A 13,813-nucleotide genomic window follows, 5' to 3' on the forward strand; every position below is an offset into this window, starting at 1 on the left:
GCCGGTGCCGCCGAGCCAAGCCGGTGCCGCCCCGACCGGCGGGCACCTTCCCCGAAGTAGAACGACAACCAGCGGAGCCGCTCCTTGCCCTCGGACCTCGCGTTTCTCGTCACCACGCTGACCCGGCGCGGGCTGCTCAAGCCCGGCTCGCCCCGGCGGGTCGCGGCGCAGCTCGGCGCGCTGCGGAACTGGGGGTTCAGCCTGGCCGGCGAACTGCGCCAGGCGGCGGCCCGGGATCCGGACCGGGTCGCGCTGATCGACGAGGAGCGCGGCGAGATCAGCTACCGGGAGCTGCTGGACCGGGCCGAACGGCTGGCCCGGTCGCTGCGGGCCCGTTACGGCGTCGCGGAGGGCGACCGGATCGGGGTGCTCTGCCGCAACCACGCCGGGCTGGTGGAGACCGCCCTCGCCGGCGGGCTGCTCGGCGCCGACATCGTACTGGTGAACACCGGGCTCTCCGGGGCGCAGCTCGCGACCGTCGCCGAGGAACAACGGATCCGGCTGCTGGTGCACGACGCCGAGTTCCTCGACCGGGTGGTCGGGTTGCCGGCGGAGGTGGAGCGGATCGACGACCGGGAGTACCCGGAGCTGGTCGCCGGGGCACCGCTGGGCGAGCTGCGCCCGCCGGGCCGGGACGGCCGGACCATCGTGCTCACCTCCGGCACCACCGGTACGCCGAAGGGTGCCCGCCGGCCCACCCCGAGCGGCCTCGGCCCACTCGTCGCGATCATCGGCCGGATCCCGCTGCGCAGCGGCGTCCGGATGATGATCGCCGCCCCGCTCTTCCACACCTGGGGGTACGCCGCGCTCCAGATGGCCTTCGCGCTGCGCGGCACCGTCGTGCTGCACCGCAGGTTCGAGCCGCTGGCCGCGCTGGCGGCGGTGCAACGGCACTCCTGCACGGCGCTGTTCGCCGTACCGGTGATGGTGCAGCGGCTGCTGGAGGTGCCGCCGCCGGCCACCCGACCGCCGCTGGAGGTGGTCGCGGTGAGCGGTTCGGCGCTGCCCGGCGGGCTGGCCACCCGGTTCATGGACCGCTACGGCGACGTGCTCTACAACCTGTACGGCTCCACCGAGGTCTCCTGGGCCGCCATCGCCACCCCGGCCGAGCTGCGCCGGGCGCCGACCACCGCCGGCCGGCCGCCGCACGGCACCCGGCTGGTGATCGTCGACCGGCGCGGCGAGCCGACCCCGACCGGCCAGGTCGGCCGGATCCTGGTCGGCAACGAGCTGCTCTTCGAGGGGTACACGACGGGTGGCCGGGAACAGGACGGTCCGGTCGATGGGCGGCTGCTGGACACCGGCGACCTCGGCCACCTGGACGCCGACGGACTGCTCTATGTGGACGGCCGTGCCGACGACATGATCGTCTCCGGTGGCGAGAACGTCTATCCGTCCGAGGTGGAGAACCTGCTCGCCGAGCTGCCCCAGGTACGCGAGGTGGCGGTGATCGGCGTTCCGGACCGGACGTACGGGCAGCGGCTGGCGGCGTACCTGGTGCTGCATCCGGGCGAGACGCTCGACCCGGACGCGGTACGCGAGTACGTCCGCCGCTACCGCGCCCGGTTCTCGGTGCCCCGGGACGTGCTCTTCGTACCGGCCCTGCCGCGCAACGCGACCGGCAAGGTGCTGACCCGGGAACTGCGCCGCTACCACCGGGCCTGATTAGACCATCGGGATCTCGTGCACCAGTGCCGAGGCGGTCAGGGTCTTCGACCGCACCTCGCCGCCGCCGACGGTCCGGAGCTGGTAGGTGTGCTTGACGTGCTCGCCGGGAATGCCCGCGCACGGGAAGTCGATGGTCGCGGTGCCGACCGCCGGATAGGTGTCGTAGATCCCGGGCCCGTCGACGGAGAGGGTCACCTTGTCGGTGCCGGTCACCTTCCATTCCAGGATCACCGGTACCCCGGGGATGCGGTTGACGTTCGTGCCCTGGTCGCACTGCGGCTTCTGCTTGATCCGGTAGTAGACGATGGTCGGGCCGTTCGGCTTCTTGCCCGTCGTACCGCTGTTGTTGTTGCCACCGCTGCCGGTGTTGCCGCCACCGCCGGTGTTGCCGCCACCGGTGTTGCCGCCACCGCCGGGCTGGCCGCCGTGCCCCGCCGGGCTGCCGGTCGGTGCCGGCGTCGCGGCCGTCTCGTCCGGCGGGGCGCTGCCCAGGCCCGCGTCGCCGGTGGCCGGCGCCGAACTGGCCGGTGCGGACCCACCGGTCTCGATCGTCACGCAACCGGTCGCCGCGACCGCGATCGCGCCGCCGAGGGCGACCAGGGCCGCCCGGGTCAGGTACCTGTGCATGGTCGCTCCTCCGCCGCTGGGATCCCCCGAGACCGACGGCCGGGGGTGATCTCACGGTAGGAAACCCGGTGCGATCGGCGAATCACGGTTTCGTGCCAGCACGCGCGGGGCGGGTGCTGGGGCGGGCCGCACCCGCGGGCGGGTGCTGGAGGGGCTCAGCCGGCCGAGGGCTCCATCCGGTCGGGGGCGGCGAGCCGGCCCGCCGCGGCGAGCGCCGCGATGTCGGTCCGGTGGTGCGCTCCCGGCAGGCCGATCCCGGAGATCAGCTCGTAGGCGGCCAGCCGGGCGGCATCGAGGTCGGCACCGAGGCCGGTACCGGAGAGGACCCGGCCCCCGGCGGAGACCAGCGCGCCGTCCGAGGCGCGGCGCGCGGTACCGGCGTGCACGATCCCGGCCCGCTCGGCACCGGTGATCACGGCACCGGTCCTGGGGGTGTCCGGATAGCCTTCCGAGGCGAGCACGACGGTGACCGCCGCACCGGACCGCCAGCGCAGTGGCGGATGCGCGGCCAGCGTACCGGTGGCCGCCGCGTGCAGCAGGCCGGCGAGCGGCGTCTCCAGCAGCGCGAGTACGACCTGCGTCTCCGGGTCGCCGAACCGCGCGTTGAACTCGATCACCCGTGGCCCGTGCCGGGTGATGGCCAGCCCGACGTAGAGCAGCCCGCCGAACGGCGTGCCCCGGCGTCGCATCTCCACCAGGGTCGGCTCGACCACCGTGGCCATCACCTCGTCGACGGTGCCCGGGGGCAACCACGGCAGTGGCGCGTACGCCCCCATGCCGCCGGTGTTCGGGCCGGTGTCGCCGTCGCCGACCCGCTTGAAGTCCTGGGCCGGCAGCAGCGGCCGCGCGGTCTCGCCGTCGGTGACCACGAAGAGCGAGACCTCGGGCCCGGCCAGATATTCCTCGACGACGACCCGGCCGCATGCGGCGGCGTGGTCGAGCGCGGCCGACCGGTCCCCGGTGACCACCACGCCCTTGCCGGCGGCGAGTCCGTCGTCCTTGACCACGTACGGCGGGCCGAACTCGTCGAGCGCCTGCGCCACCAGGGCGGACCCGACGCCGGTACCGGGGTTGTCGACCGTCCGGGCCCGGGCGGTCGGCACACCGGCCGCCGCCATCACGTCCTTGGCGAACGCCTTGGAGCCCTCGATCCGGGCCGCCGCGCCGGACGGGCCGAAGCAGGCGATCCCCTTGGCGCGTACCGCGTCGGCGACCCCGGCGACCAGCGGCGCCTCCGGACCGACCACGACCAGGTCGGCCTGGACCTCGACGGCGAGCGCCGCGACCGACGCCGGATCGGTGGCCTGCACCGGACGCAGTTCCGCGACCGACGCGATGCCGGGGTTGCCCGGTGCGGCGATCAACTGGTCGACGGCCGGGTCGGCGGCCAGGCCGAGCGCCAGAGCATGCTCCCGCCCGCCGCCACCGATGAGTAGTACGCGCACGACCACCGATCCTACGGGTCCGGCCCGGAGCCGCTCGCTCCCGGCCACGCTCGGCCGGCTCCCGCCACGCTCGGCCGGCTCCCGCCACGCTCGGCCGGGTCCGGCGCGGGATCACCGGGTTCCGGACGGGATCAACTGGGTCCCGAGCGGGATTCGCTCAGCTTCTGGCCGGGATCAGCTCGTGCCGGACAATGTTCTCCTCCCGGCCGGGGCCGACGCCGACCACGCTGACCCGGGTCCGGCACAGCTCCTCGATCCGGGCCAGATAGCGACGGGCGTTCTCCGGCAGTTCGGCCTCGGACCGCGCCTTGGAGATGTCCTCCCACCAGCCGTCCAGCTCCTCGTAGATCGGCTTGGCGTGGTGGATCGCGGTCTGCGTCATCGGCATGTCGTCGTACCGCTTGCCGTCGATCTCGTAGCCGACGCAGATCGGCACCTTCTCCATCCCGGAGAGGACGTCGAGCTTGGTGACGACCAGGTCGGTGATGCCGTTGAGCCGGACGGCGTACCGGCCGATCACCGCGTCGAACCAGCCGCACCGGCGCTCCCGGCCGGTGGTGGTGCCGTACTCGGCGCCGACCTTGCGCAGATGCGCGCCGTTGTCGTCGAAGAGCTCGGTCGGGAACGGCCCCGAACCGACCCGGGTGGTGTACGCCTTCGTCACCCCGATCACCTGGTTGATCGCCATCGGCGGGATGCCGGCCCCGACACAGGCCCCGCCGACCGTCGGGTTGGACGAGGTGACGAAGGGGTACGTGCCGTGGTCCATGTCGAGCATGGTGGCCTGGGCACCCTCCAGCAGCACCGTCTCGCCCCGGTCCAGGGCGTCCCAGAGGATCACCCGGGTCTCCGCGATGTACGGCCGCAGCCGCTCCGCGTAGCCGAGGTATTCCTCGGTCACCGCGTCCACGTCCAGCGCCTTGCGGTTGTAGACCTTGAACAGGATCTGGTTCTTCTCCCGCAGCGCGAGTTCCAGCTTCTTGCGCAGGATGCCCGGGTCGAGCAGGTCCTGCACCCGGATGCCCATCCGGGCCACCTTGTCGCCGTACGCCGGGCCGATGCCCCGGCCGGTGGTGCCGATCCGGGACGAGCCGAGGTAGCGCTCGACCACCCGGTCCAGCGCCCGGTGGTGCGGCATGATCAGGTGCGCGTCGCCGGAGATCCGCAGCCGGGAGACGTCCACGCCCCGCTCGGCCAGCCCGTCGATCTCGGAGATCAGCACCTTCGGGTCGACGACCACTCCATTGCCGATCACGATCATCGCGCTCGGCGAGAGCGCGCCCGACGGCATCAGGTGCAGCGCGTATTTCTGCCCGTCCGGGGTCACCACCGTGTGCCCGGCGTTGTTGCCGCCCGAGTAACGGACGACGTAGTCGACCCGGTCACCCAGCAGGTCGGTAACCTTGCCCTTGCCCTCGTCGCCCCACTGCGCCCCGATGAGCACGATCGCCGGCATCTCTAAACCCGCCTCCAGGGGGCTCGGGTGCCAGGTGGCGACCGCGTGGCGAGCCCGAGGTGTCAGGCTAACAAAAAGTGACGACCCGGCCGGCAGAGGCCGGCTGGCGGCAGGAGGCGACTCCCGGTGTACGACGTGGTACTGCTCACCCTCGCCCCGGGTGAGGACGACCCGGCGGGCTGCGGCGCGGGCGGCGACTGCTGTTCGTCCGGTGCGGCACCCGACCGGGCGGACTGCGCGGACACTCCACGAGTACCCGTACTGGCCTGCGCGGACGCGATCACCGAGCGCGGCGCCCGGGTCGAGACGGTGACCGCCCACTCGGATCGGGAGATCGACTCGGTGCTGGCCCGGCTGGACGGTCCGCCCCGGCCGGACGGACTCGACTGGCCCGATCCGGACGGCAAGACCCGACTCGTGGTCGCTACAGCGAGTGACGCACAGTTACGCGCCGTCATGCGCCGGCTGGTCCGCCGGTACGCCCCGCCGCCCAGCCGCCGTCCGGCCGACCTCGCCGACAACCGGACCGTGCCGGACCTGCCGGCGATCGGCGTACTGCCGCTGGACCCGAGCCGGTCGACGGCGTCCGGCCCGCCCCGGGACCTCGCCGGGCAACTCGGCCTGCCCCGCGAACCGGCGGCGGTCGCCGCGGCCGTACTCGACGGTCGGGTACGCCGCCTCGACCTGCTCCGCAACGACGGCGGCTCGGTCACCCTGGACGGCGCGCTGCTCGGTGCCGCCAACGACGCCGGCACCCCGTTGGCCTGGCGCGGCCGGGTGGAGGTCGACGACACCGTACTGTCGGCCGGCGACGATCCGCTGTTCGCCTGTGCGATCGGCAACGCGGGCGGCTACGCCGAACTCGGCGGGGTACGCCTGCTGTCCACGGCGGACCCGGCCGACGGCGCGGTCGAGGTCGCGGTGGCCGTACCGGTGGCCGCCCGGACCCGCTGGGGCCGCCGGACGGTACGCCTCGAGGTGCGCCGGGCCCGGGGCCGTGCGGTCGCGGTCACGCCCCGGGATCCGGAGGTTCCGTTCCTGGACGACGGGGTAACGGGCACCCTGACCCGCAAGCGATCGTGGTGGATCGAGCCGGGGGCATGGGCGGTGTACGACCACTGATCTGTTGTGGAAGGCTGTACGTGGGGACCTCCGTGCCCGGCCCGAGGCCGATCGGCGGGCATATCCTCGGGTGTGGGAGGGAGGTAGCTAGGCCGTGGTGAACAATCATGGAGACCGGGTGTACGTGCCGGGCCAAGTGCCGGTGGCGCCGCAGGAGGCCGAGCCGCTGTGGCCGCCGGACGAGATCGTCGCCGAGCCCCGCGACGAGTCCAATCCGATCAGTTGGGCGCCGACGCCACCGCCTCCGGACGCGACCCCGCCGGGCCCGATGGCCGGGGTGCCGCAGCCTGTCGCGCACCAGCCCTACCAGGGCACTCCGCCACCTGCGGTTCCCGCTCCGCCACCCGCGATCCCGATACCGCCGGTCCCGGCCGTGCCGCCCACCTTCTCCCCGGTGCCTATCCCACCTGGGCCACCCGTTCCGCAGCCGCCGCCGGTCCCGCCGGTGACCGCCGTACCGGTGCATCCGCCGGCACCGCCCGTGCCGGCGCCACCGCCCGGTCCGGTCCCGAGCACCGGCCCGGCGGAGAATCCGGTGCACTCACCGACCCGGGTCTGGCCCACGGTCTCCCCGGGCAACCAGGGCCGGGCCTCGGTGGGTACCGGTGACATCCGGCGCCCCGACACCGCCGGCCGGCCGGAGAACACCGGTGATCCGGAGGCGGCCGGCCTGGCCCGGCCGGGATCCCCGGCCCGGTCGGCGACCGGCGAGGAGCGCACCGGCGGCACCGGTACGGCCGAGCCTCGGGCCGCCGGCAAGGCGAGCGTCAGCCCCACCGCCGGCAAGGCGACGGTCAGCCCGGTGAGCACGACCGCTGGCAAGGCGTCCGTCGCTCCGGCCGCCGGCAAGGCGACGGTGAGCCCGGCCGCGGGCAAGGCGACGGTCGGGCCGGCGACCGGGGCGAACCCGGCCGTTCCGCCCAGCGGCGTCGCCCCGGCCAGCGGGGCGGGCTCGACCAGCGGCGCCGTTTTGACGAACGGGTCCGCGCCGACCAGCAGCGCGACCCCGACCAGCGGCACGACCCCGACCAGCGGCACGACCCCGATCAGCGGCGCGGTTCCGGTCAGCGGGGCGGCGGGCGGAGGTTCCGGGCAGGCTACCGGGGCGGCCCAATCCTCGTCCGGTCCGGAGCAGAGCCAGCCGGCGACCAGCCAGGGCCCCGGAGACGGCGCGGCCGAGGCCGGCGTGGCGCAGCCGGAGGCCGAGCCGGCCGAGCAGCGGGAATCCGCCCGGGCCGCCGAGCCGGCCCGGGGCCGGGCAACACTGCCGGCCACCAGCCGGCCCCAGCCGGACAGCGGCCCGGGCCGGCCGCCCGCCGAGTCACCGTGGGCGCAGCCGCCGCAGCGGCCACTCGGCCCGCCGCAGGGCAGCGCGGCACCGGTGGCTCCGCAGCCGGTCCCGCCACCGCCGGTGGCTCCGCAGCCGGTCCCGGTACAGCCGGTGGCTCCGCAGCCGGTCCCGGTACAGCCGGTGGCTCCGCAGCCGGTCCCGGTACAGCCGGTGGCTCCGCAGCCGGTCCCGGTACAGCCGGTCTCCGGCCCCGGTCCCGGTGCCGATCCGGCAACCGGATCGGCCCCGCCGGTCGGTCCCTATCCGCCCACCATCACGCCGGGGCCGTATTCGGCGGCGGCGCGTCCGGTGTCGGCCTATCCGCCGCCGCCACAACCGGGCCCGCCGCAGCCGCCGCCTCCGGGGCACCCGGCGTACCCGCCGCAGCCGGCGGACCAGCCCGGTCCGCCGGGTTATCCGAGCCAGCCCGGCTATCCGAGCTATCCGCCCCCGCCGGTACCCGGGCCGCAGTCCGGCTGGGCACCCCCGCCGGTGCCTCCGGTGCCGCCGCACCCCGGGGTGACCGAGGTGCCGCAGCAGCCGTACGCCGAGTCGGCCGGGGTGCAACGGGTGCCGCCACAACCGGCGAACGCCTACCCCGACCCGCTCTGGACGCCGGACTCCGGCACGCCCACCGCCGAGGACTTCGCCCGGCGCCGCGCGGTACGTCCCGCCGACCCCGTCGCGCAGATGGGGGTACGCGCCGCGGTCAACAAGACCACCCTGGGGCTGGTGAAGCTCGCTCCGGGGCGGCACGAGCAGGAAATCAAGCAGGACATCGAGATGATCCGCCGGAACTTCGGCGGGCTCCGGCAGGTGACGGTCGTCAACCCCAAGGGCGGTGCCGGCAAGACGGTGGCGATCCTGCTGCTGGCGATGACCTTCGGGCAGAAGCGCGGCGGGTACGTGCTGGCCTGGGACAACAACGAGACCCAGGGCACCCTGGGAATGCGGGCCCAGCAGGACTTCCACTCCCGCACGGTGCGGGACATGCTGCGCGACCTCTACCAGTTCAAGGGGGCGCACGGCCGGGTCGGCGACCTGTCGCAGTACGTGCGGTCGCAGAGCGAGGGCATGTTCGACGTCCTCGCCTCGGACGAGTCGGCGACCGGCGGCGAGATGCTCACCGCCGCCGCCTTCGCGGAGATCCGCGAGGTGGTCAGCCGGTTCTACAAGCTGATCTTCGTGGACACCGGCAACAACGTCCGGGCGCAGAACTGGCAGGCGGCGATCGACGCCACCGACCAGCTCGTGGTGACCATGTCGGCCCGGAACGACTCCGCCGAGACGGCCGCCCGGATGCTCGACCACCTGGAGCAGAGCGGCCGGCAGCGGCTGGTCCGCCAGGCGGTGACGGTGGTCTCCATGCCACCGTCCCGCAAGGAGATCGACCTGCCGGCGATCCAGCGGCACTTCGCCGCCCGCACCAGGGCGGTGCTGCTGGCCCCGTACGAGCGGTTGATCGACACCGGCGAGCCGATCCGGTACGCCCAGCTCTCGTCCGCGACCCGGGACGCCTGGCTCAAGATCGCAGCGTCGGTAGCCGAAGGGCTCTGACCAGCCTGGACGCCAACAGGATCAGCGGGCGGCGGTGCCCGTACCCGAGCACGGGTCGGCCGTCGAACCGGGCCGGCAGGTTCCAGGCGACCCGGTTCACCCGATCCGGTTGGACGAGCGGAGCCGGGCCGGGTGCCTCGACACGAGCCGCGTCGACGGCTTCGGTCGGAGCCGCGCCGGGAGCGTAACCGCCCCGCTGGTTCGGGTACGCCGTCGCCGGCCCGAGCACGTCGACCACCCGCACGTCGTGGCCGCGGCGAGCCGCTCGGATTGGCCGGGTCCGCACGCCTACCGTCGACGGATGGCGACACCGACTCATCCGGTCGACGTACTGCTCATCCTCACCCACGGCGATCATGTGCTGCTCGCGCTGCGCGACGGGACCGGGTACGCGGACGGGCAGTGGAACCTGCCCAGCGGCAAGTTGGAGGCCGGCGAGGACGCCCGCAGTGCGGTCATCCGGGAGGCGCGGGAGGAGATCGGGGTGCACCTCGATCCGGCAGAGGTGCGGCTGGCGGTGACCGTGCACCACCGCAGCCCCGGCGGACAGGGCCGGATCGGTCTTGTCTTCGCCGCCGCGTACGACCCCGAACGGCACGACGAGCCGGTCAACGCCGAACCGCACAAGTGCGCCAAGATCCAATGGACGCCGGCAGAGCTGCTGCCGAGCAACACCTACAGCCACAGCCGCACGGCGGTGGCCGCCCATCGGGCCGGTGACGCCTTCCGGCTCGACGGCTGGTCGTAGCCGCTCCGGAGCGCCCACCGTCCGGGCTAGCCGGTCGGAAGCCCCTCAGCGGTGGGACGGCAAGGGCGCATGTGACCAGCGCCGGGCGGGGCAATGATCCGGTTGGCGGGTCGCCGAACCAGGCTCGGCGTCAGGTGCCGGAGAGGGCGTCGCCGGCCGCCGGGTCGCAGTCGCGGAGGAACTGCGCGCAGCGGGCCGCCTCGTCGGACTCGCCGATCTCGCCGGCCGCCCGGGACAGCACGTGCAGGCAGCGCAGGAAGCCCTGGTTCGGCACGTGGCTCCACGGCACCGGACCGTGACCCTTCCAGCCGTTGCGGCGGAGCTGGTCCAGGCCCCGGTGGTAGCCGGTGCGCGCGTACGCGTAGGCAGCGACGACCTGGCCGGTGCCGAGCGCCCGCGCGGCCAGGGCCGCCCAGGCGGCGCTGAACGTCGGGTGCTGCGCGGCGGCCGAGGCGTACGCCTCGTCGGTGTCCGCCGCCCGCGCGGCGTCGAGTGCCGCCTCGGCGGCGTCGTCTGCGGGAAGCAGGGTGGCCGGCGGTTCGGGCAAGAGGTTCTGCATCGGACCATTCAACCCGGCCGTCACCGGCTTCGGCGAGCGGGGTGTGTCACGTGGGATGACTGAACGGCTGAGGGATCCGTCACGCGTGCGGCCGGTGCGGTTCGGGCGGCACTGGACTACAAATAGAGATCCGGAGCCTCCCCAGGACCCGGTAACAGAGAGCCCGGCGACCTGGTGTCGCCGGGCTCTCGCCGGTTTCCTGCCGCCCTGTGCCCGGCTTACCGTTTCGGCCGCCATGAGCCCGCCATAAGCTCACCTTGGGTCCGGCGTGGGCCGGTTGCCGGGTCGGGGCAAGATGGCAGGGTGCCCACCCCGCCCCCCGCCGACGTGCTCGAACCGCACGACGACACCGCCGACGAGATCGAGTCACGCGCGGAACTTGATCTCCACCTCCGGACCGGCAGCCTCGCCGAGCTGACCGTGCAGGGTCTCCGGCTGGATCTCGATCCGGTGCCGGACCTGACCGCGGTCGACCTGACCGGCACCCTCTTCGCGGGGTGCCGGTTCGTCTCCCGGGAGGTGGAGGCGGAGCTGGTCCGGCGCGGCGCGACCGTGGTACCCGACTTCGCGGCGCTGCCGTACCCGACGCACCCGTCCCGGCTCTACACCCCGGACGAGCTGGCCGCCGGGTTCGACACCGGCGGCTTCGCCGGGATGTACGACACCGTGGTCTACGAGCACTTCCGCGGCCATGGCGGTGCGCTGCCGGAGCTGCGGGAGGCACTGGCCCAGCGGCTGCACGACCACGCCGTCGACAACGCGCTGGCCGACGCCACCCGCGCCTGGCTGGCCCGGCACGGCCCGGGTTCCGTGGTCGGGGTGATGGGCGGGCACGCGGTGCCGCGCGGCACCTCGGCGTACCGGCTGGCCGCGACGCTCGGCTGGGAACTCGCCCGGGCCGGCCGGCTGGTGGTGACCGGCGGCGGCCCGGGGGTGATGGAGGCGGCGAACCTGGGCGCCTACCTCTCCGAACGCCCGGCGGCCGACCTCAGCTCGGCGATCGACCTGCTGGCCACCGCGCCGGACTTCACCGACCACGACCCCTACACGGCCGCCGCACTCCAGGTGCGGGCCCGGTTCGCGCCGGCGGTACCGCAGCCCCGCAACGGCAACGGCAACCGGGGCGCCGATCCGGACGGCTGGGCCCGGCGCGGTGGGCTCGCCATCCCCACCTGGCTGTACGGGCACGAGCCGGCGAACCTCTTCGCCGGCCGGATCGCCAAGTATTTCTCCAACGCGATCCGGGAGGACACCATCCTCCGGCTGGCCCGGGGCGGGATCGTCTTCGCCGCCGGTCGGGCCGGCACCGTGCAGGAGGTGTTCCAGGCGGCCACCAAGACGTTCTACGGCACCGACGGCGACAGCGGGCCGTACGTCTTCCTGGACAGCGCGTTCTGGACCCGGACCCTGCCGATCGAGGCGCTGCTGCGCCCGCTGCTGGCCCTCGCGCCCGCCGGTGACCTGGCCCGCTCGGTGCACATCACCGACGACGTGCACGAGGCGGTCCGGCTGCTCACCGCCACGCCGTAACGGGGGCGACCCGCCCGGGGCGGGTGGGCCTGCCCGGTGCCGGGATCGGCGACCGTGGGCCCACCCGCCGCCGGGGTGGACTGCCGGAACTACTTGGCCAGCGTCGTACCGGTCGAGCGCAGGTGCTCGCACGCCTCGACGACCCGCTGCGCCATGCCCGCCTCGGCCGCCTTGCCCCAGACCCGCGGGTCGTACATCTTCTTGTTGCCGACCTCGCCGTCGACCTTGAGTACGCCGTCGTAGTTGCGGAACATGTGGTCCGCCACCGGCCGGGTGAAGGTGTACTGCGTGTCGGTGTCGATGTTCATCTTCACCACGCCGTAGTCGAGCGCCTCGCGGATCTCCTCCAGCAGCGAGCCGGAGCCGCCGTGGAAGACCAGGCTGAGCGGCTTGTCGCCCTTGTTGTACTTGGCGCCGACCGCCTGCTGGATCTCGTTGAGGATCTCCGGGCGGAGCTTGACGTTGCCGGGCTTGTAGACGCCGTGCACGTTGCCGAAGGTCAGCGCCGCCATGTAGCGGCCCTTCTCGCCGAGGCCGAGCGCGTCGACCATGGCGATGCCGTCCTCGACGGTGGTGTAGAGCTTCTCGTTGATCGCGTTCTCGACGCCGTCCTCCTCGCCGCCGACCACGCCGACCTCGATCTCCAGCACGATGTGCCCGGCCGCCGCCTCGTCGAGCAACTGCGCCGCGATCTCCAGGTTCTCCCCGACCGGTACGGCGGAGCCGTCCCACATGTGCGACTGGAACAGCGGCTCCTCGCCCCGGGCCACCCGCTCCTTGGAGATCGCCATCAGCGGGCGGACGAACTTGTCGAGCTTGTCCTTCGGGCAGTGGTCGGTGTGCAGTGCGATGTTGACCGGGTAGTTCTTGGCCACCTCGCGGGCGTACGCGGCGAAGGCCACCGCGCCGGTCACCATGTTCTTCACCGTCGGGCCGGAGAGGTATTCCGCGCCGCCGGTGGAGACCTGGATGATGCCGTCGCTCTCCGCGTCGGCGAAGCCGCGCAGCGCCGCGTTCAGGGTCTGCGAGGACGTCACGTTGATCGCCGGGTACGCATACCGGCCCGCCTTGGCGCGGTCCAGCATCTCGGCGTAGACCTCGGGGGAAGCGATGGGCATGTGAAACGCTCCTTACTAACCGCTCTCGGCCTGCTCGGCCGCTGTCTGGATGACCTCTTCCCACCTCCCCTCGCGGCCGGTGGTCGCGGGTGAGGGTCGATGCGCGGGCGCCGCGCGGTTCAGGTGGGAAAAGACTCGATGGGTGCGCCCGGACCGCGCTGTCCTCCGCCCCGAAGTATCCCGTAGTCCGCTCGCGCCAATTCAACCCACCCGGCCCCGGCTCAGCGTTCGGACCGGCCCGGCCACGCGACACCGATCAGCCAGCTCACCACCGCCATCACGATCGCCCCGTAGAAGGCCGGCCAGAAGCCGTCGATGTCGAACGGTAGGTCGAACACGTGCGCGATCCAGTCCGTGAGCAGGAAGAGCAGCGCATTGACGACAAGCGCGAAGAGTCCCAGGGTCAGCACGTAGAAAACGCAGCCGACGACGTGGATGATCGGCTTGAGCACCGCGTTGACCACCCCGAAGATGAACGCCACGACGAGTACGGTCAGCGCGTTCTCTCCGGCAGACCGCCCGGTCAGCTCGATACCGGGCACCACCAGGCTGGTGATCCACAGCGCCAACGCACCGATCACCAGCCTGATCAGGAAGCCCACCGCCTCATCGTGGCACGCGTTCCGGAGCCGGACGGGCGGTTTAGTCCGCTC

At 73.4% G+C, this 13,813-nt stretch carries 11 protein-coding genes; 5 read left to right on the forward strand and 6 right to left on the reverse strand.

The features are described from left to right. Positions 1–84: 84 nt before the first annotated feature. Entirely contained in the window at positions 85–1,665 is a 1,581-nt protein-coding gene (locus ACSMXO_RS41830; RefSeq protein WP_455416148.1) for an AMP-binding protein, read from the forward strand. Here the strand turns inward: ACSMXO_RS41830 and ACSMXO_RS41835 are convergent, their stop codons facing one another. The 3 genes from ACSMXO_RS41835 to ACSMXO_RS41845 all read right to left on the reverse strand — a co-directional run bounded on the left by ACSMXO_RS41835 (position 1,666) and on the right by ACSMXO_RS41845 (position 5,196). Further along, on the reverse strand, positions 1,666–2,295 hold the full coding sequence (locus ACSMXO_RS41835) for a hypothetical protein (protein WP_346258049.1): 630 nt from the start codon (positions 2,293–2,295) through the stop codon (positions 1,666–1,668). It abuts the gene before it with no gap. A 155-nt stretch (positions 2,296–2,450) separates the two neighbouring features. Further along, a complete protein-coding gene (gene purD / locus ACSMXO_RS41840; RefSeq protein ID WP_455416149.1) occupies positions 2,451–3,740 on the reverse strand; it encodes a phosphoribosylamine--glycine ligase in 1,290 nt (429 codons plus the stop codon). Positions 3,741–3,897: 157 nt separating this feature from the next. After that, a complete protein-coding gene (locus tag ACSMXO_RS41845) occupies positions 3,898–5,196 on the reverse strand; it encodes an adenylosuccinate synthase (protein ID WP_346258051.1) in 1,299 nt (432 codons plus the stop codon). A 126-nt stretch (positions 5,197–5,322) separates the two neighbouring features. Here ACSMXO_RS41845 and ACSMXO_RS41850 point away from each other — a divergent pair, with 126 nt between their 5' ends. The 3 genes from ACSMXO_RS41850 (at position 5,323) to ACSMXO_RS41860 (ending at position 9,953) form a co-directional block, all read left to right on the forward strand. After that, positions 5,323–6,318 (forward strand): diacylglycerol kinase family protein, encoded by a 996-nt coding sequence (locus ACSMXO_RS41850; protein ID WP_346258052.1) that lies wholly within the window; start codon positions 5,323–5,325, stop codon positions 6,316–6,318. Positions 6,319–7,174: 856 nt separating this feature from the next. Beyond that, positions 7,175–9,205, forward strand: coding sequence for a chromosome partitioning protein (locus ACSMXO_RS41855; RefSeq protein ID WP_455419435.1), 2,031 nt, complete (start codon positions 7,175–7,177; stop codon positions 9,203–9,205). Between the two features lie 301 nt (positions 9,206–9,506). Further along, the gene (locus ACSMXO_RS41860; protein ID WP_455416150.1) at positions 9,507–9,953 is read left to right on the forward strand and encodes an NUDIX domain-containing protein; all 447 of its coding nucleotides are present in this window, start codon (positions 9,507–9,509) and stop codon (positions 9,951–9,953) included. Positions 9,954–10,083: 130 nt separating this feature from the next. Here the strand turns inward: ACSMXO_RS41860 and ACSMXO_RS41865 are convergent, their stop codons facing one another. Continuing rightward, complete coding sequence (locus ACSMXO_RS41865; RefSeq protein ID WP_346258057.1) at positions 10,084–10,512, reverse strand: DUF3151 domain-containing protein; 429 nt, start codon at positions 10,510–10,512, stop codon at positions 10,084–10,086. 303 nt (positions 10,513–10,815) lie between these two features. Between ACSMXO_RS41865 and ACSMXO_RS41870 the strand changes: the two genes are divergently transcribed. After that, entirely contained in the window at positions 10,816–12,042 is a 1,227-nt protein-coding gene (locus tag ACSMXO_RS41870) for an SLOG cluster 4 domain-containing protein (RefSeq protein ID WP_455416151.1), read from the forward strand. 89 nt (positions 12,043–12,131) lie between these two features. On the opposite strand, the gene fbaA is transcribed toward ACSMXO_RS41870, so the two are convergent. Further along, positions 12,132–13,160 (reverse strand): class II fructose-bisphosphate aldolase, encoded by a 1,029-nt coding sequence (gene fbaA, locus ACSMXO_RS41875; protein WP_346258059.1) that lies wholly within the window; start codon positions 13,158–13,160, stop codon positions 12,132–12,134. Positions 13,161–13,381: 221 nt separating this feature from the next. Further along, positions 13,382–13,762: a phage holin family protein gene (locus ACSMXO_RS41880; RefSeq protein ID WP_346258060.1), complete on the reverse strand. Its 381-nt coding sequence runs from the start codon at positions 13,760–13,762 to the stop codon at positions 13,382–13,384. Positions 13,763–13,813 lie beyond the last annotated feature (51 nt).

It is taken from the genome of Plantactinospora sp. DSM 117369 (assembly GCF_053764795.1).

What these genes read in the sequence shown, in the direction of transcription:
- ACSMXO_RS41835 (WP_346258049.1), bottom strand. Translation starts at nt 2,295, where the DNA reads ATGCACAGGTACCTGACCCGGGCGGCCCTGGTCGCCCTCGGCGGCGCG.
- ACSMXO_RS41845 (WP_346258051.1), bottom strand. Translation starts at nt 5,196, where the DNA reads ATGCCGGCGATCGTGCTCATCGGGGCGCAGTGGGGCGACGAGGGCAAG.
- ACSMXO_RS41860 (WP_455416150.1), top strand. Translation starts at nt 9,507, where the DNA reads ATGGCGACACCGACTCATCCGGTCGACGTACTGCTCATCCTCACCCAC.
- ACSMXO_RS41865 (WP_346258057.1), bottom strand. Translation starts at nt 10,512, where the DNA reads ATGCAGAACCTCTTGCCCGAACCGCCGGCCACCCTGCTTCCCGCAGAC.
- fbaA (WP_346258059.1), bottom strand. Translation starts at nt 13,160, where the DNA reads ATGCCCATCGCTTCCCCCGAGGTCTACGCCGAGATGCTGGACCGCGCC.